The following is a 25275-nucleotide window of genomic DNA, read 5'->3' on the forward strand; positions in this document are numbered from 1 at the left end:
AAGGAGAGGCTTGCCAATGATTGATGTCCATATTCATCTTGACCAGTATGAGGATCACGTAGTGTCCTCCCTGCTGGAGGGACTGCCGGAGCAGGGCATTAAGGCCCTGATCGCGGTCTCCATGAATCTCGCCTCCAGCAAGCGTACCCGGGAGCTCGCAGCCAGGTATCCCGGTCTGGTGAAGCCGGCTTACGGCTTCCATCCCGAGCAGCCTCTGCCTGCGGAACAAGAGCTAAATACACTACTGGATTGGATTACAACCCATGCGGACAATATGGTCGCTATTGGTGAAATCGGTCTTCCCTACTACTCCCGGGCAGCAGCTGTGGAGCGTGGCGAAGCTTGGGATATGGCACCCTACATTCAGCTTCTGGACAGACTTCTTGGACTGGCTGCACGTTTGGGCAAGCCTGTAGTACTGCATGCCGTCTATGAGGATGCATGGACCGTATGCGATCTGCTGGAGCAGCATGGCCTTACGCAGGCCCATTTCCACTGGTTCAAGGGCCCCGCTGCTACCGTTGACCGGATGATTAGCTGCGGTTACTACATTTCCTTCACTCCCGATATCCTCTACGAACCGGAGATTCAGGAGCTGGCACGCCGCTACCCTCCGGAGCTGGTCATGGCGGAGACGGACGGCCCCTGGCCATTTGAAGGACCGTTCGCCGGGCGCACCACCCATCCGGCTATGGTCCATGACGTTGCTGCCGCCTGGGGAGCACTGCATGGCTATACGCTGGCTGAAGCCAAAGCGAAGCTGACGGCGAATACGGTGAGATTCTATGGGCTACAGGTATAGGGCCGCTCTAATTAAGTAGAGCATCAGACCGGATTAAGGTACAGGCGAAATGCCTAAGTGTATTCGGTACAACTAAATCGTTTAATTTACTGCCTAATAGCCGTTTAGTTGTATTTCATACATCTAAAATGCCTCATTATCCGGGATCTCGCCCACTCGGGCAAATTTAGTTGTACAAACTACAGCTAGAAGAGGAAATCCTTCCCTTTGACTGTTTTTAAATGTACAGAATACAACTAGCCCTGAATGTCCGCCTCTAACCCGGTCTTTAAAGAGGCAGCCGATCACATTGGTCGGCTGCCTCTTGGATTTATTGAGTTATTGTTGCCTTTTAGCGTAGTGACTATCACTTTTTAGTAGTAACTATTCTCAAAAATCTCCAAGTAAAGTAAACCATTATTCCAAGTAGCATTAAACCAGAGCATTCAATTACTCTCCCTAATGGACTATATTCATACCCGAATGTGATTTTGTGTTGCAAATAATCCACCGTCGTATACCTACCTGCAATGTCTGGAACATAGTTCTTTGTTAGATACATCCCACGGATAATCTGAATGGCATAATAAACACATGCAAATATTAGTCCAACAATTAAGCTTCGAAATAATGGATTTTTCATACTAACCTCCTTGTACTCCTCACCTCATTTTACCATTTTATTGTAATAACGATAACTATTCTACCCCTTAGTTTAAAAAGGCATCCGCCGGACCAGTACTTCATCTTCTTGGAACTCCATGACATAGATATCCGGCTTCGTTGTCTGTAGTAAGAAGTCCAGACCATATCCCGGGGAGAAATGGCCCATCATCAAGGACATCACCATGCCATGGGTGCCGATGGCCACCCTTTTCCCTTCATGGGTCCGCAGAATATTCTGCAGCGCCTTCACTGCCCGTGCCTGGCACTCCCGGTTCGATTCCCCGCCCGGCAGGGCATAATCGGGATCGGTGTACATCTTCTGAAGTTCATCGTATAAGCCTTCGTCGGTTAGCTGCTGGTTGCCCTCCATCCAGACCTTTTCCCGCAGATCATCGATCAGGATGATTTCCTGCTCCAGCTTATCCGCCAAATCCGCAATTGTATTAACCGCCCGGATATACGGGCTGCTGTACAGGGCATCTATGCCTTCATCCTTCAGGCATTCCGTGACCCGCAGGGCATCCTCTTCCCCCTTGGGCGACAGGCCGCGCGTCCATTCATCCACCCCGGTCCGCAGCGAATCCCCGTGTCTCACCATGTAGATATAAGTAGTCATAAGCTCCTCCTGTTCGTCTACTATTGCACCACGCCCTGGACGGCGCTCTCAGCTGTATTGCTTGCCGCCGGCCAGAGCTGGCGCTGAAGCAGCAGCCCCGTACCCCCCAGAATCAACAGCAGCAAGCCAATGTTGACAAATATACGGGCCGGACCCGCATACTGCACCAGCACACCGCCCAGGAGAGGCGCTACAATCAGCACCGCGCTGAGTACGGTATTCTGGATCCCGAAGATTCGGCCTATCATGTGCGGCGGGGTTTCTTTTTGCAGACAATAATTGAACGTCACCATAAACATGCCGTTGCCGATCCCCAGCACAAAGCCGATGAGCAGCACCCACAGAATTGATGCCCCCGGCTGAAGCAGACCCAGCACCGCAATCGCCCCGCCAATCAGCACATACCCGAGGCCCAGCTTCCAGCCATACCCGTCTTCGGATTTCAGCTTGTTCAGAACCAGAATGATCAGCACGGCTCCTGCTCCCGTAGCGGCAACCATCCAGCCCAGCAGCGCTTCCCGCTCCGGGGCGAAGATCCGAAACAGACTGGTGAACTGAAAATCAACCACCTGAATGACCAGTGCACCGGCGAGTCCGAATAACATCGCGGTCAGCAGCAGCCGGCTACGCAGCAGAAATCCCCAGCCTTCCCGCCACATTGTGAGAAGCGGAATCTTGCCTTCATGCGCTTCAGACTGCTTACTGTCTGCTTCATCAGTGCGGTTATATTTGATAGACAACAACAACAGATAAGAGCAGCCGCGCAGCAAGGCATTCAGCAGGATGCACCACTGCGGCGTAAGGAAGGCGAGGGCCAGACCTCCGAGCAAGGGACCTGCGATTTTGGAGCCCTGGTTGACCAGTCCGTTGAGTGATGAGGCTTGCAGCAGCTGGTCTTCTCTCACGAGACTGCGGGTCAGGGACTGCTGAGCCGGCATATTCAGCGTGGACAGCGCGGAGCGCAGGGCCAGCAGCGGCAGCAGCCAGACCATACTCGGAGCGAACAGCACCAGTAGGGTCAAGAGAGCGGTCAGCAGGTCGCAGATACGCATCAGCTTCAGCTTGTTCATCCGGTCGGCGGCCGCGCCGGCAACCGAGCCGAGCAGAATGCTCGGCAGCGCTAGGGCTACCGGAATGAGCGCCAGCATCAGCGGACTGGCCTGCCAGCGGTAGCCGACCAGCACTTGAATGGCCAGCGCATCGAACCAGTCGCCGAAGCTGGCAGTGGCGAACGCCGTGTAGACCCGCATATACGTTTTGTTGTGCAGCAGGCTTGTTCCCTGCTTGGTTGAAATCTCCATCTGACATTCCTCCAGGTTACCTGTAATCTTAGATGATCCATCTATGATCCTAAGATAACGGAGGATTGTCAGAGAAATATCAGAGGGCTTCCGGCAGCCCCAGCAGCAGTTCCTCAAGCGCCTGCTCCAGCCGGGGCAGGCCGCAAACTTCAAGGCCTGTAGTGAACAGTTCCTCATATTTGCGGTCCAAGGAGCTTCCCGCCAGGAACATGCGGCAGAAATGGTGAATCCGGTAGATCGAATAGAGCCGCAGCGGAACGAAGCCGGACATCTCCATCACCTGCAGCCCCTCCTGAATCAGCTTATCCCCTTCCGCCCATTGTTCACGCCGCAGCGACCAGAGACCTTTTACCACCTTATAACTGCCAATCTCGCGCAAAAAAGGCTTATCCCGCAGCACTCGGCCCACTGCTTCATCCAGCCGTTCCAGCTCTTCCTCACCGGCACCCGCCACCAGACGGACGAACAACTCGGTAATCATCGTAACAGGTATGAAATTCTCGAAGCCGGGTTCAGCGATGACCTGGTAGGTTCGTTTCAGGCGTTCCAGCGCTAGCTCCGGCAACCCGGCAAGGGTGTACAAGTCCAGCATCGTCAGAATCTCCAGCTCCATCTGTTCAGGGGCGTTCAGCAGATTCCGCTCTATGAGGCGCTCGGCGTATTCCACCTTCTCCTTGGGATTGCCAGTGAAGAAGTAGAACAGATTGAGGTAAAAGAGCCGGTCCTTCAGCGGAATCTCGTCCGTATGAATCATCCACTCCAGATCTCCCTGCACGAAATGAACAACCATCGCATAATGCGGGTCCAGCTCATAGCCAAGGATGTCCTGCTGGCGGGCCAGAGTGAGCATCGATTTGCCCTGGCCGTACACATGGAATTTCGAGAAGACCTCACGCATGGTATCCCGCAGCCCAGAATCATGCGTTGCCGGATTCACCGCTACGCCCGCAAGGCTCCCCGGAATTGTCAGACTGTAGCCGAAGCCGCGGATCGTCTTAATGTCGATCCCGCCTAACGGCCTCAGCTTCTTACGCAGCCTGTAGATATGATCGTCCACCGTCCGCTCCACCGGATACTCCATCGGCCACACTTTATCCAGCAGCTGCTCGCGGCTGAAGGTCCGCCCCCGGTTGCGGTACAGAAACTGCAGTAGTGCGAACTCCTTGGGCAGCATCTCCACCGTCAATCCGCCGGAGGACACTTTGTATTCACTTGCGATCAGCTCCAGATGCATGGCCGTGCCTCATTTCTTCTGATTTCTTTCATAAGAGAAAGTATACATCATGCGTTGACTTTATTTAAGTACTCGCAACTGGTTAAGGCGGCGTGGCCCACGCGCCAGCGGTTTTTCGATTACATTTGGCCTGCGCGCCGCCCCCGGTCCCATTGTAATCGGTTTTCCGATTACATTTCGCCTGCGCGCCGCCCCCCGGTCCCATTGTAATCGGTTTTTCGATTACATTTGGCCTACACGCCGCCCTCGGTCCCATTGTAATCGGTTTTTCGATTACATTTCGCCTGCGCGCCGCCTTCGGTCCCATTGTAATCGGTTTTTCGATTACATTTGGCCTGCGCGCCGCCCTCGGTCCCATTGTAATCGGTTTTTCGATTACATTTCGCCTACGCGCCGCCTTCGGTCCCATTGTAATCGGTTTTCCGATTACATGGCTGTAAACCGAAAAAATCCCCCTGCAGTTGCCGCTGCAAGGGGATATCATAGTTGCTCTAAGATGCTCTGAGCTGACTAGCCTGCCATATTATTAATAGAATCCTGCTCCGAGAACACGGAGATATGATCTACCGTTCCTGTGGATTCCGGGATGATGAATTTGAGCTGATACTGCTTGTTGGCCTGATAAATATAGATGTTATGCTCCCCATTCACGGTGGTGGCATCCGGCTTCCCGAGCACCTCTTCAATCTGTTCCAGTGTCAGGTTACGCAGGGCCGGGGCGCTGGAGCGCACATCGAAAATCTTGCTGCCCTTATTGAAGCCGATTACCACCTGCTTGCCCGAATATGTGGAATAGATCCCTTTGCCTGCCGATTCCTTGAGATCCGGCTCTCCCCACGCGGCTTCCACCTCATCAATAAGTCCGGTGTGTGCAGCATATTCGACGCCGGGCACCTTGCCCTGCTTAGCAAGCTCCAGCAGCTCCTTCAGCTGCTTGCTCCGTTCCTGCGGGGTGGCGGGAGCCACGGTATCTGGTTCTGCCCCTGCGACTTCAGTTACCGTAGACTCTGATGTCGCTCCCGCTGCAGCTTCAGAGTCAGCAGTTACAGGCTCTGCGCCCGCAGCAGCGCCGTCATCTGTACCAGATTCGCTCACCTGCGCACCTTCTGCTGCCGATGAAGTGCTATCCCCTGGCTGTACAGTTACTGTAGCCGCAGCCGTATTGTTAGGCGATGGTTCCGTTTTGCCGGAATTACAGGCAGTAAGGCTGAGCATCGCCCCAACGATAAGAATACCTGTGAATGTTCTAATTGATGTAGTCATGCTGCCATCTCCTTCGTTGTTGGAAACATCCTCTTGTGTCTAAACTGTACCCTATGACGCAGGGGCTGTAACAAAGGTTGCAGGTGCAGGCCTCCTGATTCAGGTATTATACACATTGCCTTATGCTATGAATTTCCCTGTCTGATCACGGTCCAGCGCTGTTTTGTTCACCACATACGTTCGGGCCATCAGATCATGCAGCGCCCGCTTGCGTGGGGTAAATACGATGAATAGGCAATCCAACACCACGACCCAGCCAACAAAAGCATTCAAATCCGCCGCAAGCGGACTCCAGTTCACGAGACTGCTTGGTATGGCGGATAACGCCTCTGAATTCAGACCTACAATCACTGCCAGGAAGCTGTTAATAATAATAAAACTATCCCTGATCAAAGCCTGCTTGAGCACCGGATATCTTCCATTCTCATCAACGATTCTTGCCCTCAAAAGAAGCCTGCCCGGCGTGCCTCCGTATTGGACAACCATAAATACATTGAACGCCATAAGCAGTACAAACTGTATAAAAAGCGGGAACGCTGACCCTGCCGATTCTGCAGCAGAAACTGAAATCCGCTCCAGCAAGTAGGTTGGAAACATAAGAATCAGGAAATCGATGAAATTAATCAGCACTCTTTTCCAAAAGCCTACAAAATCGTATAAATTAAGTTCTTCCTCGATCCACGGCTCCATACTTTCACCCCTCACGCAAAAGTAGTCTATCACTCATGTCCATAACCCCGGCCGCACAACTCGGGCCTCCCATACAATCCCATTAATCACTCGCTCCCAGCACACTCTTCCCCCGCACATACCTGCCGACATGCTGCAAAATCTCACGATTCTGCTGCACGATGATCCGTTTAGCCTGATACTGTTCGGTTAATGCCATAATCGCAGGAATACTCTCCCTTCTGAAGCCGCGGTTCCATTCCAGCAGCATCACCCGGAGATACTTGAACGACTGCTTATAATTCCCCTGCTCCAGCCCCAGCCTGGTCTTCATGAACCTGCTGATGACCCGGGCATCCTGTACATAAGCCTTAGGCCGAATCAGAAAAATCAGATCCGCTTGCCGGAAGCTTTCGGTTCCCCATTGGTAATGCACGCCCTCTATGATCCACGACTCCGCATCCATAGCTTCCGCGAGCTTGGCATCCCGTACCTCCGGGGAGTTCTTGGTGTTGTCCCTGCGATCCCAGACAAAATTATCCGTTTCATAGCATGGAATTCCGTAACTTAGAGCTAATTTTCTGGAGACATACGTTTTTCCGCTCCCGCAGCCGCCTATAATCCGTACTCTAATCTTCAGTCCCTCCCCTGGAAAATCAAGAATATAACAAATCTCTCTCATATTACTATTCTCTATGTATCCTGTCACCCTACTCCACCTGGTGAAACAGTGAAGCCAGCCCATCAATAATCGATCGGCTGGCTTCTGAAGCCGCAGTATACGGCGGCATCTTGGTTGGATAATCTGGCCTTGTGCAGCCACTACTACTTTATAGCTTCACTACTCCCTCTTTAGCATTCCAGCTGAACGGCAGGCCGAACAGCGGCGTTAAGCTGCCCAGTGGAATATACAGGCGCCCGTCTATACTTTTGGAGGCTAGCATCTCCACCGTTTTGCCGTTCACTTTTGCCTTCGTGCTAAGCGGCTTGTGAACTGCTGTATTCTTGCCTATTGTGATGATGAGCGCTCCGGTTCCCGCCTCCTGCATCAGGCTTCCGCCCAGCAGCTTCACGGATTCACTCAGTGGAATGTACACCCGTGCATCCTCCAGCAGGAAGGAATTCTTCACCGGCAGCTTCTCCCCGCCCTTGACAAAAGCTCCCGCAATCATCGTAGATCCCAGACGGTAGCCGTTCTTCTCGGCAATGCCCGCCATCTCAAGCCCGGAGGTTGTAATGATTACCCGGGTATTCTTCTTAATCTTCGGATACAGCCAATGAATATCGTCATTATGCATGCGGATGCATCCGGCGCTGACATATTTACCGATTGAGGATTCATTGTTGTTGCCGTGAATGGCATAGGTCGTGCCGTAAGTGTCATTTACCTCCAGCCCCAGCCAGCGGTCCCCCAGCGGATTGGCCGGATCGCCTCCGGGAATCTTATCCTTGTAGTAGGGTCTGTTTTTGATTTTGACCACCATCTTGAAGCTGCCTTCAGGCGTCAGACTTTTCGTTTTACCGGTAGCGACCGGAAAAATCTTCACCAGCTTGCCATCACTGTAATAGGCCAGTTTGTTCGTTTTTTTGTTCACAATGATCAGATCTGAGGAAGACGATGCCGCAGCGGCCGATCCTGTGAAGCATGCGGTCAAAAGCATTACGAATACCAGTGTAAGTGCGATGCTTTTGGGAAAATACGTTTGAATCCGGCTTGCCTGTTCACGCTGACTCATAGTTGCCCCACCTCCAGGTTATGGATGATTCTGGATTGTCTTTCTACATAGACGTTCATTTGCCGCAATAGTTGCAGAGCAGCCTGTACCTATTCTTATCAACTCGTCCCGCCCGGAGTGACGCAACGTTTGCAATATTGTAACCGTTCTTGGCGGAAGCGCCTCCCTTGCAACAGAAGCGTGAATATTCGCCAGCCCCATCAGAGATAATAAGCCCGCATGACCATAACACCCATCTCAAGGAGGCCAACAATTTTGAATACCAACTCATCTGCACAGATCCGGGAATGCGAGCAAATCGTTCAGCAGCTGATGGCACAGACCCAGCAGGGAACGCAGAATTACCAGCAGCTTCTCCAGCAGGAGCAGCAGGATGCCGCCAAGCTCCAGGAGCTTAGCCAGCATAACAGCAAGGCCATTCAGATGATCCAGCAGGCGCTGCAGGGCCATCAGACCGCAATGCAGCAGCTGCAGCAGATCTCGCAGTCGGTCAGATCGATGGAGCAGTTCCCGCAGACTTCCGGCTTCAATACCCATACAAGCATTCCAAGCTTCAATTCCGGGAACCAGATGGGACTAATGCATTCTATGGGACAGAGTCAGCCAATGGGTCAGAGCCACAATACAGGAATGGGAGGGTATAACTCCTCCTTCAGCCCGTCCTTCACTTCAAGCAGCCAGCCGGTGAACTCACTGCATAGCCCGATCAACGCGGGGATCAACCACCAGCCGATGCATACGCCAATGCATACACCGATGTCCGCAGGCTCCTCCTATAACGCTCCAATGAACCAGGGACGAAGCTTCCAGTAGGAAGAGCGGGGAGCATAGGCAGCTTCGCTTGAACAGCTGTGTTGTATGCTAAAAAGGGTTCTCTCAGACCGCAGCAGCGGAAGCTGAGAGAACCCTTTTGGCGTACCCGCCCCGCCATGAACGGTCTGCGCCTCGTCTAGACTACCAGCCTGCCGGTCTTCTCCGCGAGCCCAACCGTCGCTTCCACCCCGGAGTTGAACTCCAGATAATCGCTCTCTACACCATCGCTGAAGATCACGCCATCCTCTGGCATCTGCGACGTAATGCGCAGCGGCAGAGCGCTGCTGATTCTCCCGAATACCAGCTCTGCTGAAGTCGTCCGGCTTGGAAAAGGCTCCCGCACAGTGAAATACAGCTCAGGATGATTCCAGGCCAGCCCGCTGCCCGCGCTGACTGCGGCAATCTCCGCAGATACCCGGGCTGTCCGTTCAGCCTCTGCATGCTGCATTTGTGCGGCACGGCTGACGATACCTGCGGCTCCGGCCAGCACACTCTTGAGCCAGCCCGTGGAGCCCAGGCCGGTCGAGACAATGATGCCGCTGGAGGACTGCTGCTCCAGCTGCCCGTTCAGCTCCAGCTGATACCGGGCCGAGACATGGGTCCGGCGGCCGATGAACAGATCGTTCACCCCGTACAGGCTCTGCCCGTCATTCAGCTCCACCTTGGCAAGGGTAACCTCACGGACCTGGCGCTGGGCGCGCAGCACCTCACTCACTACTTGCCGCACCTCCTTGACTCTGAAGGGCAGCAGCACGCCATCCCAGCGCAGCGGATCAGGATTCACTCCGATCAGCGGCTGCTCCTGAAGGTATTTCAGCGTATTCGCGACCAGACCGTCCTGGCCCAGGACCACTACGGTATCCTCAGCCCCGAAGATGAAATTCGGCACATGCTGCCGCTCCAGCACCTGGAGCCGGCCGATGGCGCTGAGCTCGGTCACTGCGGTCTCCACCGCTTTGCGGTATTGGAAATCCTCGCTTAAGTAGTCGCTGAAATCGGCTCCCAGCCGTTCAATATAGAACTGGGCCTGCTGGATTGTGTTGTAGCGGACCACCAGCTCCTCCAGTCGTGTCTTGCGCTTGATCAGTATGATTTTGTTCTCCGATCCCCGGCTGCTCATCGTCCGTTACCTCCTCTGTCTGCTCCGGCTCCACCTCCTGCCGAACCGGCCATGATTCCTTGCAGCAGATCCGGCGTAATGTTAAGCTGGCCGATCTTCCCGGCATTCTCCGCCAGCTCCTGGAAGGCGATGGCGATCAGCTTATCCGGGTTCATGCCGACATTCGTCAGCGCCTGCAGGACGTTAGGCGATACATTTTGCAGCGAATTCATTACCGCCGTCAGCTCGTAAGCCTTGGCATCTGCTTCGGCTCTCTTATTCGCTATGGCCAGCTCAATCAGCGCCTGCTTCTTCTCCTCCAGCTCCGTATCAAAAATCAGCTGCTCTTCCTTCATCTCGTTCTGCTTCTGCTTCGCTGACCGGTCAGAATCAAGCAGCGCCTCACGCATCTGTCTCTTCTTCGTCTGAACGGCGATCTCCGTATTCAGCTCATTCTCCTTCACCCGCCGCTCCTGCTCAATCGAAGCATTGCGCCGCTCATATAGCGCGTTATCCGCATTACGGAGCATTTCCTCCCTGGCCTGCGCTTCCAAGGCCCGCAGCGTCTCCTTATTTGGTACAATCGCCAGAATGGACAGGCCCATCAGCTCAATGCCCAGCTTCTCAATCTCCGCACTCTGGCCGATTTCATGGGTAATCAGCTTGGCAAGACGTTCACTCGACTGGATAGCCTCCTTCAGCGGGAGCTGCCCGAGCTGCTTCTTGGTCAGGACCTTGGCGATATTAATCACCCGCTGGGCCAGCTTGTGCGGATCGTCGGAGAGATAAGTGTTCTTTTTGAGATTATAGGTGTAGTTGAGGATCTGGGTGGTCTTGCGGTAATCGACAATCCGGTAGGTCAGCTGCCCCTGGACGGTTACCGTCTGATAGTCCGCCGTAATTTCCTCGAACATGAATGGAACATCGATCGAGGAGACAGGCACCACAACCACCGAGGTTGTCGGCGCATAATAATGAAAAGAAAGCCCGACCCCTTCACGCACTACCTTGCCATTCTTCACCTTGAGCACATAATCACTAGGCTGAAATTTCACGAACCGGAATCCAAACATGGTCATTACCTCCTAGGGGTTGTATTCTGAGTCATCTGTTGAGCAAAGGTGAACTCAGTTATTAATTAATTGTTATTATTAACTTGTTATTAACAACATCATAGCAGACCTCCTTGATATTATCAATATGTTATTAACAAAACAGGCAAAAAAATATTGTACAAATTCAATTCCTGTCTCGTGTTTTGTCCATTGAGTAACAACTGGCTATAATTTATGATGGTCTAAACGATAATGATTATCATTATTGGTAATCACAATACCTTTGGGAGGCATACATACAATGAACAAGACTCGACAACCCTTCGCTATCCTGGGCATGCTCTTCCTGATGGGCACTTTACTGCTCGCCTGCAGCAGCGATAAGAATAATCAGGGGAGCAGTGCAGCAACCACCGCACCTGCCGCGCAAGCCACTGCTGAACCTGCCGCTACCACCCGTTCACACACGGATTACAAAGGCCATACAGCAGAGATTCCAGTGAATCCGCAGCGGATTATCTATTCCGGAGAAACGTATGGCGATCTGCTGGCACTTGGTGTACAAGCCATCGGCTATCCGCTCTCCATGGGTGAAGGCCAGGTCTTCGAGGACAAACTCACTGGAGTGGAAGATGTAGGATTCCCCATTAACCTGGAGAAGACGATTGAGCTTCAGCCCGACCTGATTATCTATGCCGGCATTGAGGAAGCAGATTATGAGGCTCTGTCCAAAATTGCTCCAACGATTATCTTCGATACCTTCGCCCCCCTGAAGGAGCGGATGCTGGATATTGGAGATATTTTAGGCAAGAAGCAGGAAGCGGAGGCCTGGCTGGCCCAGTATCAAGCGAAGGAGGATGCGATGTGGGCCCAGCTTAAGGCTTCGGGGATGAAGGACGGCGAGACCGCTTCGGTCTTCACTTATTATCCGGGGGACCGGCTGTTTGTTATGGCAACGACGGGCCTCTCGCAGGTACTGTACGGAGAGCAAGGCTTCAAGCCTACCCCGGCGATTCAAAAGGTGCTGGATGCCGATATGGGCTTCCAGGAAATCTCGCTGGAAGTGCTCCGGGAATACGCCGGAGACCGCATCTTCCTGCTGACTCCGGTAGTAGAAGAAGCCAAGCAATCGACCGGCAATCTGCTGAAGAGCGCGGTGTGGAACAGCCTGCCTGCCGTTAAGAACGGCTACGTCTACACACAGGACATCATGAAGACCTCCAGTGATGCTACCACCAGAGAGTGGCTGCTCGGCGAGATTCCTACCATGCTGGGCAAGCAATAATTCCGGGGCAGACAGACTGAAAAGCAGCTTATCAACGCCTGTTGATAAGCTGCTTTATTTTATATACAATATTGTTTATTGATAATCGTTCTCAATATAATTCAATTCTAATCGGCCTGAAAGGAGTGCCTGACTTGCGCGAGCCTGACCACGACCACCTGACTGCTCTCCCGTCCGCCCCTCTCCATTCCCTGCTGTTTCAATTCAGGAGCATTGAGCTGGTGATGCAGAGCGCTGACACTATATCGGCTGTGCAGACAGCGGAGCAGCATACGCTGCTGCTGTTTACGGGCGGGCGCGGTGAACTCGGAATCACGGAGCAGACCTCACTCTCTGTGCATGCGGACAAGTGCTGTCTGCTGCCTCCCGGAACCTCATACAGTCTGGAGAACCGGGAGCTGACGCTTTATTATTATGTGCTGACTTTTGCCGCTGTTACTACAGGTGATTCCCCTGCGTTCTGCCTGGATGAACTGCTCCCGGGGCAAAAAGAGCTGATTGTCCACCCCTTCACCAGAGTGATCCGGCTGGCGGAAGAGCTGCTTGCGCATCATAACGGCAGGGATGAGCTCCAGCATGTCAGACAACAGCTCCAATTCCAAGAGCTGCTGCTCCTGCTGCTTGAACAGAACTACTCCACCCGCCAGCTGCCAAGTCCGGCGCAATCGGTGGAGAGCACGATACACTTCATGCAGCAGCATTACAGGGAGAGCATCACAGTGAAGCAGCTCGCGGAGCTGGCCGGTGTCTCCCCGTGGCAATACACTCCGATCTTCCAGAAGCTGACCGGCCAGCGCCCGCTCGATTATCTGACCGATGTGCGTATTGGGCACTCGAAGACTTATCTGCTTGAAGCCGCCGAGCCGCTGCGCGAGATTGCCCGGCTGGTCGGATTCTCCGACGAATACTACTTCAGCCGCCGCTTCCGGCAGAAGACGGGAATGACTCCCGGGCAATATGCCCGGTCGCAGCAGCGCCGGATTACCGTCACGGACTGGACCGGACATTCGGTGGACATCCCGGAGCGTCCGAAGCGTGTTGTCTACCACGGAGAGACACTGGGCGATGTGCTGGCGCTGGGGGTGAAGCCTGTCGGCGGTGACGAAGCGTTCGCCCGGGGCAGTGTCTACAGCCACCGGGTCAAGCGCTTAGCCAATGTGGGATTTCCGCTGGACCCGCAGCTGACCCGGTCTATCCGGCCTGACCTGATTATCCTCGCAAGCCCGGATGAACAGATCTACCGGGGGGTATCCGGCATCGCCCCGTCACTCACCTTCGATTCATTCGCACCGCTGGAGCAGCGGCTGCGGATTCTTGGAGAGTGGCTCGGGAAGCAGCGCGAAGCTGAGGTCTGGCTGCAAGCCTACCATGCCAAGAACGCCGCCATGTGGCAGCGTCTCTACGCCGGAGGGCTGCGGGCGGGTGAAACGGCCTCAGCGCTGTTCTATGACCATGGCAACCATCTATACGCCATGGGAATGACCGGCTTGTCCACAGCCTTGTATGCCCCTGGCGGCCTGCAGCCGACAGCGGAGATCAAGGACATTCTGGACAAGGATCTTGGGTTCCGCGAAGTGGACCCGGCCATGCTGCACAGCTACGCAGGGGACCGTGTCTTCATGCTGATTCCAGAGCGGGAGGACTCCCGGGAGGCCATGGAGCAGCTGCTCCAGACGGAGCTCTGGAGCAGTCTGCCTGCCGTGGAGCAGGGCCATGCCTATATGCTGGATGGTGCCAAATGGAATTCCGGCGATGCGCTGACCCGGGAGCGGCTGCTGACGCTGCTGCCCAGACTGCTGGGCCTCTAATAGGGCTTGAGAAGCGCCCGGATAGCTTCGAGCCGCTCCGGGTCAATGGGCTTCAGCGGATCGCCATCCTCCCGGACCGCCGATCCGAAGTGTACCCGGCGGACGCCGGTCCTTGTAACGAAATCCTTCAGATCAGCGGCGTTCAGACCGCTGCCTGCCAGGATGGAGAGCGAAGAACCGGCAGACAGCCTTTCCAATACGGCGAGCCTTACCATACCGCCGGGTGTATTGGCCGCAGCAGTCCCGCCGGAGGTCAGGATATCGGTAATCTGCGGATACCGCTTCAGGACCTCAAGGGCTTCAAGCTGGTCCTGCACCTCGTCAAACGCACGGTGGAAGGTAACCTCCATCCCCCCTGCCCGCTCCAGCAGCCGGTTCAGCAGCTCTTCATCTATTGTCCGGTCCTGGCGGAGCATGCCCATAACCAAAGACAGCCCGCCTATCCCGCCTATATGCCGGATATCGCGCAGCATGGTCTCTGCATCGGATGCGTCATACACGAAGGAGCGGGCGTGCGGCCTGACCATCACTCTCACTGGAATACTGACCTTCTCCCGGACCGCTTCGATCAGTCCCAGACTGGGCGTTAATCCGCCTTCAAGGATTCCCGTAATCAGTTCAATCCGGTCGGCACCATAACGCTCCGCTATGACTGCATCACTTACTGTAGTAGCTATAACCTCTAACAGCATAAATTGCTACACTCCCCTTCTTAGTCGTAATCCTTATAAACCGCTCTACCCTTAGTATAAAGATAAACATTGTAAATAACAGGAAGATTCCTGACTATGTCAGTACTGGACCTGCGACCAGGATTTTTCCCGCCTTTTGGAGAGTGTGTTCTCTGGATGAAGCCTCTATACTGAAGAAGTTGAAATTTGGAAATCCGGAATGGAGCGCCCTGAATGATAAGACAAAGTATACACGCGTGGAAAATGCTGATCCTCTCTCTGCCCAAAGGAATCATCGCCTTCGTAATTGCTGTTACAGGTCTATGTGCAAGCCTGCCCTTGATTATTGTATGGGTGGGGCTGCCGCTGCTGGCCCTGACCTTGGCCTGGTGCCGCAGCATGATGTCCAGTGAACACAAGATCGTTGAAGCCTGGTCCAGCGGCAACAGCCGACGTGGAACAGGGCTGCCTGCTGCCGCAGATCATGCTCCCGCCTTCCGCTGGGCGGGGCTGCGGACATTAGGGCAGCAGCTCCGCCAAGGCGAGTCGTACCGGGGAATCCTGTACAGTCTCCTCCAGCTGCCCGCAGGTATTCTGGGGTTCACACTAGCACTGGTTCTGCCTGCGGTGGCCTTCAGTGCTCTTCTGTCACCTTTGGCCCAGAGAATCAGTTCATCGGTATTCTCCTATGATCTGAATATGCTGGACCCGGAGTTCTTCTTCTTCCTGTCCGGCACAACCTCAGATGAACGCTCGTGGATTCTATGCGGAACCGGATTTGTACTGCTGCTGATTCTGCCGCTGCTGCTTGTAGGTCTTGGACGTCTGTACGCGGCCTGGATCAACGCAGTTTCAGGAACACCTGTGAATTCCGCCAGTACCCCGATTGAAGTCATACATACCTGATCTCTTCCCGCATATCTATTAATAGTTCACTTGCCAAAGCTTACGAAGCGGGTTGTGCCCGAAGGGAAGCCGTAACCATTCAGTATTCGCAATTACCGGACAGCCGCTGTAAAATCCTCCAGAGCCCGCCCCTGTCTCAGCTTATCAATGATGGTGAGCAGGAAGCTCTCCGCGAGGCTGCCCGGTAATATAGCGTCCGCAGCTTCATCCAGTGTGAACCAGGCTGCGTGGTCCAGCTCGTCGCTCATGGCACTCAGGTCCTCCGTGTCAGCCACACTGATGTAATTGAGCATTAATGTATTGGACGGGGCGAAATACTGGCTGCGCATATATTCATAAGCTATGACCTCAAGCCCCGCTTCTTCCTTCACTTCACGGACCAGAGCCACTTCGGCGTTCTCTCCCTTGTTCACATACCCGGCGAGCAGAATGTAATCCTTTCGCTTATACTGCTGGATGAGCAGGATTCTGTCCAGTTCCCGGTTCAGTACGGCTGTACTCATCGCTGTGCTGAACACAGGGAATCTGAAGACGGCGCATGAATCACAGTAGGGTACCTCACCTTCTCCATTGCATTCCTTCATTACCAAGCGGCTTCCGCATTCCAGACAAAACTTCAAGCTTTATCGCTTCTTTCTGTAGGTAGTATAGTTGTTGTCTATTCTAAGCGATTGCTTCCGGACGTACCACGGTAAAATTCAAGAAACCCGTCCTTTATAGAGCAGGGGACAGGGTTTCCTGACGTGATGTGGAATATACTATAAGGGGCCCGGACACTCCGGGCTGCATTACATCATAGAGATGGAGGGAACTACTCGACATGAACATCATTAATTTCGCGCATCGCGGCGCATCCGCAGCCGCCCCGGAGAACACAATGGCCGCCTTCCGCAAGGGTCTTGAGCTTGGTGCAACCGGCATTGAGACAGACGTACAGATGACCAGTGACGGGGCAGTGGTAGTGATCCATGATGAGAGTCTTAACCGCACCACTTCAGGCAGCGGTTATGTGAAGGATAAGACGCTACGTGAAGTACTGGAGGTAGATGCAGGCTCCTGGTTTAGCCCTGAGTTCGCAGGAGAACGGATTCCGACACTGGACGAGCTGCTGGATCTGCTGCAGGGCCGGGAGACGATTCTTAATATCGAGCTGAAGAACGGGACCTTCCTCTATCCCGGCATGGAAGAGAAGGTCATCGCCGCTGTAAGGGAGCAGGGCATGAGTGAGCGGGTGGTGATCTCCAGCTTCAACCATTATTCCCTGGCATACTGCAAGTCGCTGGCACCGGAGATCCGTACGGGTATTCTCTACGGCGAGGGGCTGTACCGTCCTTGGAATTACGCAGCCACCTTGCAGGCAGATGCGCTGCATGCCCATCATTCCTCGGTACTGCCGGAGTTCGTGAATGCCGCAGCGGAGAAAGGCATTGTCTATCATCCGTGGACGGTTAATGATCCCGAGCGGATGCAGGCATTAATCGATGCTGAGGTGGCGGGGATCATTACCGATCACCCTGATGTTCTGGCCGGGCTGCTGGCTGCCAGAGGCGTCTGACTGATATAACACGGCTGCGCTGTCCATAAAGGATGGCGCAGCCGCTATTACAAGTGGAAACGGTACCGTCCTTTTAAAGGACGGTACCGTTTCAGCGAGAAATAGAAGGATAATTTATCATGTGCAACATATAAATTCTTATATTTTGAAGAAAATCACCCTTGCGGGTGAATGAGATTACCTGCGTGCAGCAATGTATGCTGTTTTTCGCCTGTTGAACGAAATATTTATTGCGCTCTTGAGCTGCTGATCAGCTTCACGGAAGGAATACGGCTCTCCTGCTTGTATACGGCATAACGCCCGCTGCCCAGCTGCTTGGCACTGTACATAGCCGAATCCGCCTCCTGAAGCAGCTGCTTCGGGTCAATCCGGCCCTGGCTAATCGTCACGCCTACACTGGCGGACACGAATAATTCATGGCTCTCCAGCTTATAGGTCCGGGTGATGCGCTCCAGAACCTTAAGGGCAAGCTGCTCTGACTCCTTACGGCTGCAGCGTTTGGCGATAATGACGAATTCATCTCCGCCCACCCGGAAAATATGCCGCTTACCTTTGCAGGTAAATTGCTGCAGGCTGGTTCCTACGGCCTCCAGTAAAAGATCCCCTGTATGATGGCCGAGGGTATCGTTAATCGATTTGAACCGGTTCAGGTCGAGATATAATACCGACAGCTGCTCGCTCAATTTGCAGTGATCCCAGAAATGATCCATTCCGTTCTTGTTCAGCAGGCCGGTGAGCGTATCCCGGTATGCCAACTCCTTGAGCTGGTCACGCTCCCCAAGGATCATGCGCACCCGCAGGAACAGATATAGTATACCGGCAAGTGTCAGCATGTACAGGAACAAAGAGATCAGCAGGCTTCTGCCTTCTGTAGTGAAGCCGGTTAAGGCTCTTCTGCCCAGCAGATGCATGCCGCCAAGCCCGGCACTAATTACCAGCACCACAAGACTCGAGCGGACCGCCCGGGTTCTTTGCGGTTGTCTGGCGAAATCCTTTGTCAATCTGAGCGTGCTATATACGGTCAGGACCCCTATAAGTATGGATAGAATCGTCAGCATATAATTGCGGGCCTCTTCCACTAGTCTTACGCCCTCCTTCAGCCTATCAATGAATTGTTGGTTTTATCGCTTTCAAGCGCTACTGTACAGGATCCGACTGAACATATTCTGAACAACTCCCGCAGGGGATGCTGGACATTAATACCCCCACCGGATCAGCACTAAGCATATTATCGGCAGGACCGGCGCTTTATTGTAATGAAATGCTCGGAAATATCCCGTCCTATCCGTCCATATGCTCCGCGCTGTTGTACAATTCACAGCTCCAGCTGTCATTCTCTTTGACCAGGCAGGTGATAGAGGTGTTCTTCAGCAGCACGCTCACATCCAGGGAAGGCACAAGTCCGGCCAGCGTACTCCGCAGAATAGCCCCGTGGCTGACTACCAGCACATTGCTGCCGGGATGGCGGGCAGCAAGCTCTTCAATCGCCCGGACTCCCCGCTTACGGGCCAGCTCCGTACTCTCCAGCTTCAGATCCATCGTCTTCCACTGGCTGCCGAAGCGCTCGATCCGCTCACTCTCTGTGGTTCCTTCAATTAATCCGCCGTTCATCTCCCGGATGTCCGGAAGGAGACCGGCCAGCGGGATGCCCAGCCTCCCGGCGATAGTCTCCGCCGTCTGTCTGGCCCGCAGCAGGTCGCTTGAATAGATATAATCCCACGCTTCGCCGCTAAGCCGCTCCGCAAGCACGCCGGCCTGCCGGAAGCCTTCCTCGTCCAGAGGATTATCCGTGTGGCCCTGTACCCGGCCCTCCTGATTCCAGCGTGTGCTGCCGTGCCGGATTAAGCCTATTCTTGTCATGATCGCTACCACCCTTATATGCAGATATTCTAATGTGATCCCATTATAAACTAACCCGCTGCTGGATGCATGCTCCATTGACGGTAACGGGAGTCGATTATATGATGGTAGCTCAAGTGCTGCATTCTGGGGCCTGTTCCAGAATCATCCTAACCTGCAGATTATACTGCTACAACCTAAAGGAGATTTTGTGTATCATGAAAAAAATGCTTATCCTCTTTACCGCCTTCTGTCTGCTGGCTGTCCTTCTCCCAGCACTGCAATCCGGTGCCGCCGCGGCACCGCAGCCCAAGCTTGCCGTATATGTGGACAAGGAGAATCACTCCTTCATCCCGCTCCGCTTCCTGAACGGCTTCGCCGGTATCCAGTCTGTGCTTACCGCTTCCGGCGGCCAGATTCAGATGTCACGCGGCGGGAATTCCATTACCTTCACTCCAGGCAAGCCCGGGGCTTCCGTCAACGGTAAGCCCGTTACCGTAAGTGTGCGGCCCTTCAGTGAGAACGGGACTACCTACGTCCCCTTATCTCTTGTAAGCCAGACACTTGGCATACAGCTCCAGTGGAACAAGGAGGCCGGGTCGCTTACGCTGACAAGCGGGGCTGATACAGGCACCGCTGAGACAGCCACCCTGCCTGTACAGAACGGCAGTCTGATCAAGAGCGGCTCGCCCGCTGTAGTCAGCGGACATCATACCTACAAGGTCGGCGGCCGCTCCTTCAGCGTCCAGACAGTCACGGTCTCCCTGCTGCATCCTTCGGTCAAGCTGGATGCCGTTCTGGCCGGGAATACCGTCGGCAAGACGGAAGCCCTTGCCAGCATCGCCAAGCGCAGCAATGCCGCCGCAGCGATCAACGGCACATTCTTCGCCGCCTATACTGACGGCGCCTTCAAGGCTCCTTACGGCTACATCATCAGCGGCGGCAAGATGCTGAAGAACAGCTCCGGAGACAAACGGGCAGTATTCGCTTACGACCGCAATATGCTGGCTGAGCTGATTCCGGGCAGTGAATTCAAAGCCCGCTTCGATTCCGGTTCCGTTCACGGCGCACTCCAGGCAGGACCACGGCTGTTGGTCAATGGAAAGGTCGCGCTGAATGTGGCGGCAGAAGGCTTCCGGGACCCCAAAATCCTGACAGGCGGAGGCTCCCGCAGCGCGCTGGGCATCACCCGCGACCATAAGCTGATTCTGCTGACCTCCGGCGGGGCAACCATCCCCCAGCTGGCGGAAATTATGAAGCAGGCCGGAGCCTACCAGGCAATGAACCTCGATGGCGGTGCCTCCAGCGGCCTGTACTATAACGGCAAGTACTTGACGACTCCGGGACGCCTGATCAGCAATGCGCTGGTCGTACAGACAAAATAATGCATAGATAAGAAAGCACTTAAGAAATTAACGAAAAGCAATAAGAAGCGGAGGGGAAATTTGGAACTGGAGGAGCGGTAGCGTCCGCCTTTGTGTTTGGATTTCTACCGCGAGGAGCGGTCTAAATCAGGAAATCCAAACTGGGCAGCGGCCGGAAGTCCAAATGTTCACCGCAGCGACGACCAAGCTTAGAATGTAAGTCTTAAGTGTGTTGATGAAACTGCCTTTATGGAATGCTGAGAAGCTGCCATTCCTAAGGGCAGTTTCTTTTTTGGATTCCAGCGGCTCCTCAAGCGGGCTCAGTTCAGTCTGTAATCAGGCAGAATAAGGAATCCGCCAGCGGGGGATAATACAGGGAGCACATCCAGATTTCAGCATAAAGGAGCCCCCCGAGATGCCTCAGCAAACGAAGAAGAGCCGCCAGACTACCAATGATCCTGTAGAAACCTCCGTGCCTGCACCGCTTCCGCTGAAGCTCTCCCTTGAGGAGAATTTGCAGGAGTTCAGCCGCCGGATCGGCAGCAGCTCCGATATTGTCATCCGCCATTATAAGAGTGAAGCCAAGCCTCCACTTACCCTTGCCTTCATTTATATTGACGGTCTGGTCAACGCCGATACCGTCAATCAGGCGGTCCTCCAGTCCTTAATGGAGAACAGCACGCTGAACGGAGATCAGATGACCACAGAAGCTGCCTTCGATCTGATCAAGGAGCACATTCTGCCGGTTGGGGGAGTGAAGGAGGCCCGGACCCTGGAGGTGCTGCTGCCCCTGCTCTTTGACGGCTATACCCTGATTCTGTTCGAGGGGCTTCAGGTCGCACTGGCCGCCGACACCTCCGGCTGGGAGAAAAGAAGCATTAATGAGCCGACCTCCCAGGGGGTGATCCGCGGGCCCAAGGAAGGCTTCACCGAGAGCCTGCGTACCGGGACCTCCATGCTGCGCCGCCGCCTGAAAACTGCTGATCTGCGGATTGAGGAATATACCGTCGGCCAGCGTACCGGGACCGGAATTGCCCTCGTCTATCTGAAGGGCCTCGCCAGTGAACAGGTGCTGACCGAAATCCGCCGCCGGCTGAACGCCATTAATACCGACGCCATTCTGGAGAGCAATTATATTGAAGAATTCATACAGGACGGCGGACTGACGCCTTTTCCCACCATTCAGAATACCGAACGTCCCGACGCCATGGCCGGGGGCATTCTGGAAGGCCAGGTGGGGATTGTCATTGACGGCACTCCCTTTGCGCTGCTGGCCCCGTCCACCTTCTTCAACTTTTTTCAATCCAGCGAGGATTACTACCAGCGGTATGATATTTCCTCCTTTCTGCGGCTGATCCGCTACGGTGCGTTCTTCGTCTCTATGCTGCTGCCTGCACTTTATATTGCCGTTACTACCTTTCACCAGGAGATGCTGCCGACCACGCTGCTGATCAGTCTGGCTGCCCAGCGGGAAGGCGTTCCGCTCCCCGCCTTCGCAGAGGCACTGCTGATGGAGCTGACCTTCGACGTCCTGCGTGAAGCGGGGGTACGTATGCCCCGCACCATCGGGCCGGCTATTTCTATCGTCGGTGCGCTGGTGCTGGGGCAGGCTGCCGTTCAGGCCGGGCTGGTCTCGGCGGCAATGGTCATTGTGGTTTCTTTTACCGCCATCTCGAACTTCGTAATTCCGTCACTGGCCATCGCCAACTCCATCCGGCTGATCCGCTTCGTGATGATGTTCATCGCTGCCTCGCTCGGCCTGTTCGGCATTATGTCCTTCCTGATGGTGCTGCTGATTCATATGGCAGGCCTGCGCTCCTTCGGAGTTCCCTACCTGTCTCCGGTAGCGCCGATGATACCCCGTTATCTGAAGGATATCTTCATCCGCGTTCCGCTGTGGAGCATGAATATGCGTCCCAAGACCAATCTGGGCAAGGAGACCCGCAGACAAGCCCCTAACCAGAAGCCGCAGCCCGTTGAAAATGCCGCTAATCCATCACCGGCACAGCCCAAGCCGCAGGGAGAGGGTCCAGCATGAATGGAAAAATCGGCACCACCCAGGCCGTCATGCTTGTCGTCAATACCATACTGCCGACAGCTACCGTCGTGCTTCCTATCATTATCAGCTCCTATGCAGAGCAGGACGCTCCGCTAGCGATTATCCTATCTACCGTGGCGGGGCTGCTAATAGCGTGGATTGTCGGGGCGGTAATTCAGAGCAGCAACGGTGCTCCTTTTCTGGAGTGGGTCGGGGAGAAAAGCTCTCCGGTAGTGTCCGTGATTCTCGGTCTGCTGATGCTCCAGTTCTACCTGGACACCACGGCAACCATTCTGCGTGAATTCGTTAATTTCCTTAAAGACAACGTCCTGATCAATACTCCGATCACGGTGCTCGTCATTCTGATTCTTTTCATCACCATCTATATGGTAAGGCAGGGCATTGAAGCTATCGCCAGAGTGAACAGTCTGGTTATTCTGCTCTATCTGTTCTTCGTACCGCTGTATCTGCTAGGGCTGTACAACGACCTGAATGTGCATCATCTGCTGCCTATGTTCGACCATAGTCTGGCTGAGATCACCCTGGCGAGCCTGACACCGACTGCATGGATGTCTGAAGTGGCGGTGCTGCTGTTTCTGGCCCCTTATCTGCAATATCCGCAGAGAGCCAAGATTATCGGCTGGACAGGCCTGCTGTTCGTTGCAATCCTGATGATGTTCATTCTGATCACCGCCCTGATGGTATTCGGCCCGGAATTCATTAAGCTGAGTGCCTACCCCGGCTTCGCTACCATCAGCATCCTCCGGATCGGCCGGTTCATAGAGAAGCTGGATATTCTCTTCATCTCTTACTGGGTGCTGTCGATCTATCTGAAATTTGCGATCTTCCTGTTCGTGACAGTGGAGTGCTTCAAGCAGACGTTCCGGGTCAGCAGCAGCCGGCCCTTCATTGGAGCCCTAGGTCTGATTATAGCCCTGGAATGCCTGTTCTCCTGGCAAAGCTCAGCCAAGCTGAACAACTACAATCAGGAAGGCCGGTTCGTGGTCTTCTGCCTGTTCAACGTGCTGGTTCCGCTGGGCGCGATCTTGCTGAATAAGGTGCAGAAGTCTCGCTCCAAGCGGAAAGGATGGGACACATGAACAAACCGGGCACTCTGCTGCGCCTCCTGCTCTGCCTCCCGCTTCTATCCGTTCTGCTCTCCGGCTGCTGGGATGACCGGGAGCTTAACGAACTGGGCATTACCTCCGGCTCAGCCTATGACTGGGAGGACAATCAGTGGAAGGCCACGTACCAGGTCATCAATCCTTCCTCCGGCGCAAGCGGGATGGGCGGCAGCGGAGGAGGCAGCACAAGCTCGCCGCCATTCCTCACCTTCACCGTCAAGGGGCGGACGATCATGGAAGCCATTGAACGAACGAATCTGACCAGTACGCGGGAGATGTTCTTCTCCCACTCCAGAATCACCGTCATCGGCGAGAGCCTGGCCAGACACGGGATCAATCAGCTGATTGATATGTTCCTGCGCAAGCAGGATGCCAGAGAAACGGTATTTGTGTTCATCTCCCAGGGAGATGCCGGGATGATTCTGGATCAGCTGATGCAAATGACCAAGAATCAGGGCGCCGGCATCCAGCTTATGATCGAACAGGAATCAAGGCTCTTGTCCTACTATCCGGGAACCCGGCTGTATGAGCTGGCGATGGCGCTGTCCTCCGAGTCCAAAAGCGCGGTGTTGCCGGAGATACTGCTAACCGGCTCCCGGACGATGGATGAGACCAGTGAGACAGCGGTAACAGATCTGCCCTCGCGGCTGGCGCTGGGAAGGCTGGGCGTCATTAAAGGAGACACGTTCGCGGGCTGGCTTAGCCAGAAGCAGGCGTTCGGGCTTTCTTTTCTGACCGATAACGTTGATTCTGCCACCATCGCCTTCCCCTCCCGGCCGGGGGCAAGCGACAAGCTGGATGCTTCATTCATCCTGCAGAATTCGTCCACCACCGTCCACCCTGTCTGGGACAAGGATCATTATGTGATGGAGGTTAACGTCAAGGGCAGCGGTGTGCTGACGGAGCTTGGCAGTGTCATGGACCTGAACGACCGCAAGGCGATCAGTGAAATGGAGGCCTCGCTGGAGCAGCGGGTGCTGGAGCTAATGAATAACGCTTGGGCGGAGGTCAAGCAGCTGGGGGCAGACGTCACCGGATTTGCTGTGAGAGTGCACCGGAGCGATCCGAAGCGCTGGAAGCAGATTGAGAAGGAGAAGAGCTGGGACAGCGTCTTTCAGGAGATTGAGATCCGCCCGCAGGTCTCTATCGAGATAGAACGGACCGGACTCAGTAATAAATCATTCAAGTCTGTTCAGCAGAAGTAAAGGAGCATATCTATGAAAATAGCTATTACTCTTATACTCTATGCGCTTGCCTATGGTTGGGGGTGGACGAAGCTACGTGGAGAAGAGCGCCGCCGGAGACGGCTCTTACTTGGCTGCATTATGGGGTACGGGGCGTATCTTAATCTATGCGGAATTACCAATACCCCTCATGTATCGCTGGGCAGCCTGTATACGGCGTTCTTCCAGCCTGTCGGCAGAGCCATTATCTATTGGTTAGGAGGCTAAA

Annotated in this window: 26 protein-coding genes; 11 read left to right on the top strand and 15 right to left on the bottom strand. The window is 54.4% G+C overall.

From position 1 onward, the window contains the following. The first annotated feature begins 16 nt into the window (after window positions 1-16). A complete protein-coding gene (locus MKY96_RS23115) occupies window positions 17-802 on the top strand; it encodes a TatD family hydrolase (protein WP_340943616.1) in 786 nt (261 codons plus the stop codon). Between the two features lie 346 nt (window positions 803-1148). Here MKY96_RS23115 and MKY96_RS23120 read toward each other — a convergent pair whose 3' ends face one another. The 9 genes from MKY96_RS23120 to MKY96_RS23160 form a co-directional block, all read right to left on the bottom strand. After that, a complete protein-coding gene (locus MKY96_RS23120; protein WP_340943619.1) occupies window positions 1149-1424 on the bottom strand; it encodes a hypothetical protein in 276 nt (91 codons plus the stop codon). A 72-nt stretch (window positions 1425-1496) separates the two neighbouring features. After that, window positions 1497-2063: a histidine phosphatase family protein gene (locus tag MKY96_RS23125; RefSeq protein ID WP_340943622.1), complete on the bottom strand. Its 567-nt coding sequence runs from the start codon at window positions 2061-2063 to the stop codon at window positions 1497-1499. Between the two features lie 20 nt (window positions 2064-2083). Beyond that, complete coding sequence (locus tag MKY96_RS23130; RefSeq protein WP_340943625.1) at window positions 2084-3364, bottom strand: MFS transporter; 1281 nt, start codon at window positions 3362-3364, stop codon at window positions 2084-2086. A 79-nt stretch (window positions 3365-3443) separates the two neighbouring features. Then, on the bottom strand, window positions 3444-4598 hold the full coding sequence (locus tag MKY96_RS23135; RefSeq protein WP_340943627.1) for a winged helix-turn-helix domain-containing protein: 1155 nt from the start codon (window positions 4596-4598) through the stop codon (window positions 3444-3446). Window positions 4599-4680: 82 nt separating this feature from the next. After that, a complete protein-coding gene (locus tag MKY96_RS23140; RefSeq protein ID WP_340943630.1) occupies window positions 4681-5007 on the bottom strand; it encodes a hypothetical protein in 327 nt (108 codons plus the stop codon). A 101-nt stretch (window positions 5008-5108) separates the two neighbouring features. Next, the gene (locus MKY96_RS23145) at window positions 5109-5861 is read right to left on the bottom strand and encodes a YjgB family protein (RefSeq protein WP_340943631.1); all 753 of its coding nucleotides are present in this window, start codon (window positions 5859-5861) and stop codon (window positions 5109-5111) included. Window positions 5862-5981: 120 nt separating this feature from the next. Next, the gene (locus MKY96_RS23150) at window positions 5982-6551 is read right to left on the bottom strand and encodes an RDD family protein (RefSeq protein ID WP_340943632.1); all 570 of its coding nucleotides are present in this window, start codon (window positions 6549-6551) and stop codon (window positions 5982-5984) included. A gap of 82 nt (window positions 6552-6633) precedes the next feature. Beyond that, window positions 6634-7212 carry a hypothetical protein gene (locus MKY96_RS23155; RefSeq protein ID WP_340943633.1) on the bottom strand — a complete coding sequence of 193 codons (579 nt, stop codon included), beginning with the start codon at window positions 7210-7212 and terminating at the stop codon, window positions 6634-6636. Window positions 7213-7360: 148 nt separating this feature from the next. After that, window positions 7361-8266 carry a L,D-transpeptidase family protein gene (locus tag MKY96_RS23160; protein WP_340943634.1) on the bottom strand — a complete coding sequence of 302 codons (906 nt, stop codon included), beginning with the start codon at window positions 8264-8266 and terminating at the stop codon, window positions 7361-7363. Between the two features lie 255 nt (window positions 8267-8521). On the opposite strand from MKY96_RS23160, the gene MKY96_RS23165 reads away from it, so the two are divergent. Then, a complete protein-coding gene (locus MKY96_RS23165) occupies window positions 8522-9079 on the top strand; it encodes a hypothetical protein (protein ID WP_340943635.1) in 558 nt (185 codons plus the stop codon). 136 nt (window positions 9080-9215) lie between these two features. Here MKY96_RS23165 and MKY96_RS23170 read toward each other — a convergent pair whose 3' ends face one another. Both MKY96_RS23170 and MKY96_RS23175 read right to left on the bottom strand, forming a co-directional pair. Next, window positions 9216-10199 carry a sugar kinase gene (locus MKY96_RS23170; protein WP_340943637.1) on the bottom strand — a complete coding sequence of 328 codons (984 nt, stop codon included), beginning with the start codon at window positions 10197-10199 and terminating at the stop codon, window positions 9216-9218. Continuing rightward, a complete protein-coding gene (locus MKY96_RS23175; RefSeq protein WP_340943638.1) occupies window positions 10196-11251 on the bottom strand; it encodes an SPFH domain-containing protein in 1056 nt (351 codons plus the stop codon). The genes MKY96_RS23170 and MKY96_RS23175 overlap by 4 nt, the downstream gene beginning before the upstream one ends. A gap of 283 nt (window positions 11252-11534) precedes the next feature. On the opposite strand from MKY96_RS23175, the gene MKY96_RS23180 reads away from it, so the two are divergent. Together MKY96_RS23180 and MKY96_RS23185 are read left to right on the top strand one after the other, a co-directional pair. Beyond that, entirely contained in the window at window positions 11535-12518 is a 984-nt protein-coding gene (locus tag MKY96_RS23180) for an ABC transporter substrate-binding protein (RefSeq protein ID WP_340943640.1), read from the top strand. Between the two features lie 134 nt (window positions 12519-12652). Continuing rightward, the gene (locus MKY96_RS23185) at window positions 12653-14326 is read left to right on the top strand and encodes a helix-turn-helix domain-containing protein (RefSeq protein ID WP_340943641.1); all 1674 of its coding nucleotides are present in this window, start codon (window positions 12653-12655) and stop codon (window positions 14324-14326) included. Here the strand turns inward: MKY96_RS23185 and MKY96_RS23190 are convergent. Next, window positions 14323-15018 (bottom strand): copper homeostasis protein CutC, encoded by a 696-nt coding sequence (locus tag MKY96_RS23190; RefSeq protein WP_340943642.1) that lies wholly within the window; start codon window positions 15016-15018, stop codon window positions 14323-14325. The two genes, MKY96_RS23185 and MKY96_RS23190, sit on opposite strands and share 4 nt — an antisense overlap. Window positions 15019-15231: 213 nt before the next feature. On the opposite strand from MKY96_RS23190, the gene MKY96_RS23195 reads away from it, so the two are divergent. Beyond that, complete coding sequence (locus MKY96_RS23195; protein WP_340943644.1) at window positions 15232-15903, top strand: sensor domain-containing protein; 672 nt, start codon at window positions 15232-15234, stop codon at window positions 15901-15903. 92 nt (window positions 15904-15995) lie between these two features. On the opposite strand, the gene MKY96_RS23200 is transcribed toward MKY96_RS23195, so the two are convergent. After that, complete coding sequence (locus MKY96_RS23200) at window positions 15996-16406, bottom strand: NAD(+) diphosphatase (RefSeq protein ID WP_340943647.1); 411 nt, start codon at window positions 16404-16406, stop codon at window positions 15996-15998. A 317-nt stretch (window positions 16407-16723) separates the two neighbouring features. Between MKY96_RS23200 and MKY96_RS23205 the strand changes: the two genes are divergently transcribed. Next, complete coding sequence (locus tag MKY96_RS23205; RefSeq protein ID WP_339254033.1) at window positions 16724-17458, top strand: glycerophosphodiester phosphodiesterase; 735 nt, start codon at window positions 16724-16726, stop codon at window positions 17456-17458. A 227-nt stretch (window positions 17459-17685) separates the two neighbouring features. Here MKY96_RS23205 and MKY96_RS23210 read toward each other — a convergent pair whose 3' ends face one another. Together MKY96_RS23210 and MKY96_RS23215 are read right to left on the bottom strand one after the other, a co-directional pair. Continuing rightward, window positions 17686-18537: a GGDEF domain-containing protein gene (locus MKY96_RS23210; protein ID WP_340943649.1), complete on the bottom strand. Its 852-nt coding sequence runs from the start codon at window positions 18535-18537 to the stop codon at window positions 17686-17688. Between the two features lie 202 nt (window positions 18538-18739). Further along, window positions 18740-19318 (bottom strand): histidine phosphatase family protein, encoded by a 579-nt coding sequence (locus MKY96_RS23215; protein ID WP_340943650.1) that lies wholly within the window; start codon window positions 19316-19318, stop codon window positions 18740-18742. A 197-nt stretch (window positions 19319-19515) separates the two neighbouring features. On the opposite strand from MKY96_RS23215, the gene MKY96_RS23220 reads away from it, so the two are divergent. From MKY96_RS23220 to MKY96_RS23240, 5 genes are all read left to right on the top strand, one after another. Beyond that, window positions 19516-20682 carry a phosphodiester glycosidase family protein gene (locus MKY96_RS23220; RefSeq protein ID WP_340943652.1) on the top strand — a complete coding sequence of 389 codons (1167 nt, stop codon included), beginning with the start codon at window positions 19516-19518 and terminating at the stop codon, window positions 20680-20682. A 394-nt stretch (window positions 20683-21076) separates the two neighbouring features. Then, window positions 21077-22699 (top strand): spore germination protein, encoded by a 1623-nt coding sequence (locus MKY96_RS23225; RefSeq protein WP_340943654.1) that lies wholly within the window; start codon window positions 21077-21079, stop codon window positions 22697-22699. Beyond that, on the top strand, window positions 22696-23799 hold the full coding sequence (locus tag MKY96_RS23230; protein WP_340943657.1) for a GerAB/ArcD/ProY family transporter: 1104 nt from the start codon (window positions 22696-22698) through the stop codon (window positions 23797-23799). The genes MKY96_RS23225 and MKY96_RS23230 overlap by 4 nt, the downstream gene beginning before the upstream one ends. Then, window positions 23796-25028, top strand: coding sequence for a Ger(x)C family spore germination protein (locus MKY96_RS23235; protein WP_340943658.1), 1233 nt, complete (start codon window positions 23796-23798; stop codon window positions 25026-25028). Before MKY96_RS23230 ends, MKY96_RS23235 begins: the two co-directional genes overlap by 4 nt. Window positions 25029-25040: 12 nt before the next feature. After that, window positions 25041-25274: a hypothetical protein gene (locus tag MKY96_RS23240; RefSeq protein WP_155991300.1), complete on the top strand. Its 234-nt coding sequence runs from the start codon at window positions 25041-25043 to the stop codon at window positions 25272-25274. The last annotated feature ends 1 nt before the right edge of the window (window position 25275 follow it).

Source organism: Paenibacillus sp. FSL R7-0302 (assembly GCF_038006885.1).
GTDB lineage: Bacteria > Bacillota > Bacilli > Paenibacillales > Paenibacillaceae > Paenibacillus_AQ.

Excerpts from the sequence above, each read along its gene's own strand:
- MKY96_RS23115 (WP_340943616.1), top strand. The coding sequence starts at position 17 with ATGATTGATGTCCATATTCATCTTGACCAGTATGAGGATCACGTAGTG.
- MKY96_RS23120 (WP_340943619.1), bottom strand. The coding sequence starts at position 1,424 with ATGAAAAATCCATTATTTCGAAGCTTAATTGTTGGACTAATATTTGCA.
- MKY96_RS23125 (WP_340943622.1), bottom strand. The coding sequence starts at position 2,063 with ATGACTACTTATATCTACATGGTGAGACACGGGGATTCGCTGCGGACC.
- MKY96_RS23130 (WP_340943625.1), bottom strand. The coding sequence starts at position 3,364 with ATGGAGATTTCAACCAAGCAGGGAACAAGCCTGCTGCACAACAAAACG.
- MKY96_RS23135 (WP_340943627.1), bottom strand. The coding sequence starts at position 4,598 with ATGCATCTGGAGCTGATCGCAAGTGAATACAAAGTGTCCTCCGGCGGA.
- MKY96_RS23140 (WP_340943630.1), bottom strand. The coding sequence starts at position 5,007 with ATGGGACCGAAGGCGGCGCGTAGGCGAAATGTAATCGAAAAACCGATT.
- MKY96_RS23145 (WP_340943631.1), bottom strand. The coding sequence starts at position 5,861 with ATGACTACATCAATTAGAACATTCACAGGTATTCTTATCGTTGGGGCG.
- MKY96_RS23150 (WP_340943632.1), bottom strand. The coding sequence starts at position 6,551 with ATGGAGCCGTGGATCGAGGAAGAACTTAATTTATACGATTTTGTAGGC.
- MKY96_RS23155 (WP_340943633.1), bottom strand. The coding sequence starts at position 7,212 with ATGAGAGAGATTTGTTATATTCTTGATTTTCCAGGGGAGGGACTGAAG.
- MKY96_RS23160 (WP_340943634.1), bottom strand. The coding sequence starts at position 8,266 with ATGAGTCAGCGTGAACAGGCAAGCCGGATTCAAACGTATTTTCCCAAA.
- MKY96_RS23170 (WP_340943637.1), bottom strand. The coding sequence starts at position 10,199 with ATGAGCAGCCGGGGATCGGAGAACAAAATCATACTGATCAAGCGCAAG.
- MKY96_RS23175 (WP_340943638.1), bottom strand. The coding sequence starts at position 11,251 with ATGTTTGGATTCCGGTTCGTGAAATTTCAGCCTAGTGATTATGTGCTC.
- MKY96_RS23180 (WP_340943640.1), top strand. The coding sequence starts at position 11,535 with ATGAACAAGACTCGACAACCCTTCGCTATCCTGGGCATGCTCTTCCTG.
- MKY96_RS23190 (WP_340943642.1), bottom strand. The coding sequence starts at position 15,018 with ATGCTGTTAGAGGTTATAGCTACTACAGTAAGTGATGCAGTCATAGCG.
- MKY96_RS23195 (WP_340943644.1), top strand. The coding sequence starts at position 15,232 with ATGATAAGACAAAGTATACACGCGTGGAAAATGCTGATCCTCTCTCTG.
- MKY96_RS23200 (WP_340943647.1), bottom strand. The coding sequence starts at position 16,406 with ATGAGTACAGCCGTACTGAACCGGGAACTGGACAGAATCCTGCTCATC.
- MKY96_RS23205 (WP_339254033.1), top strand. The coding sequence starts at position 16,724 with ATGAACATCATTAATTTCGCGCATCGCGGCGCATCCGCAGCCGCCCCG.
- MKY96_RS23215 (WP_340943650.1), bottom strand. The coding sequence starts at position 19,318 with ATGACAAGAATAGGCTTAATCCGGCACGGCAGCACACGCTGGAATCAG.
- MKY96_RS23220 (WP_340943652.1), top strand. The coding sequence starts at position 19,516 with ATGAAAAAAATGCTTATCCTCTTTACCGCCTTCTGTCTGCTGGCTGTC.
- MKY96_RS23225 (WP_340943654.1), top strand. The coding sequence starts at position 21,077 with ATGCCTCAGCAAACGAAGAAGAGCCGCCAGACTACCAATGATCCTGTA.
- MKY96_RS23230 (WP_340943657.1), top strand. The coding sequence starts at position 22,696 with ATGAATGGAAAAATCGGCACCACCCAGGCCGTCATGCTTGTCGTCAAT.
- MKY96_RS23235 (WP_340943658.1), top strand. The coding sequence starts at position 23,796 with ATGAACAAACCGGGCACTCTGCTGCGCCTCCTGCTCTGCCTCCCGCTT.
- MKY96_RS23240 (WP_155991300.1), top strand. The coding sequence starts at position 25,041 with ATGAAAATAGCTATTACTCTTATACTCTATGCGCTTGCCTATGGTTGG.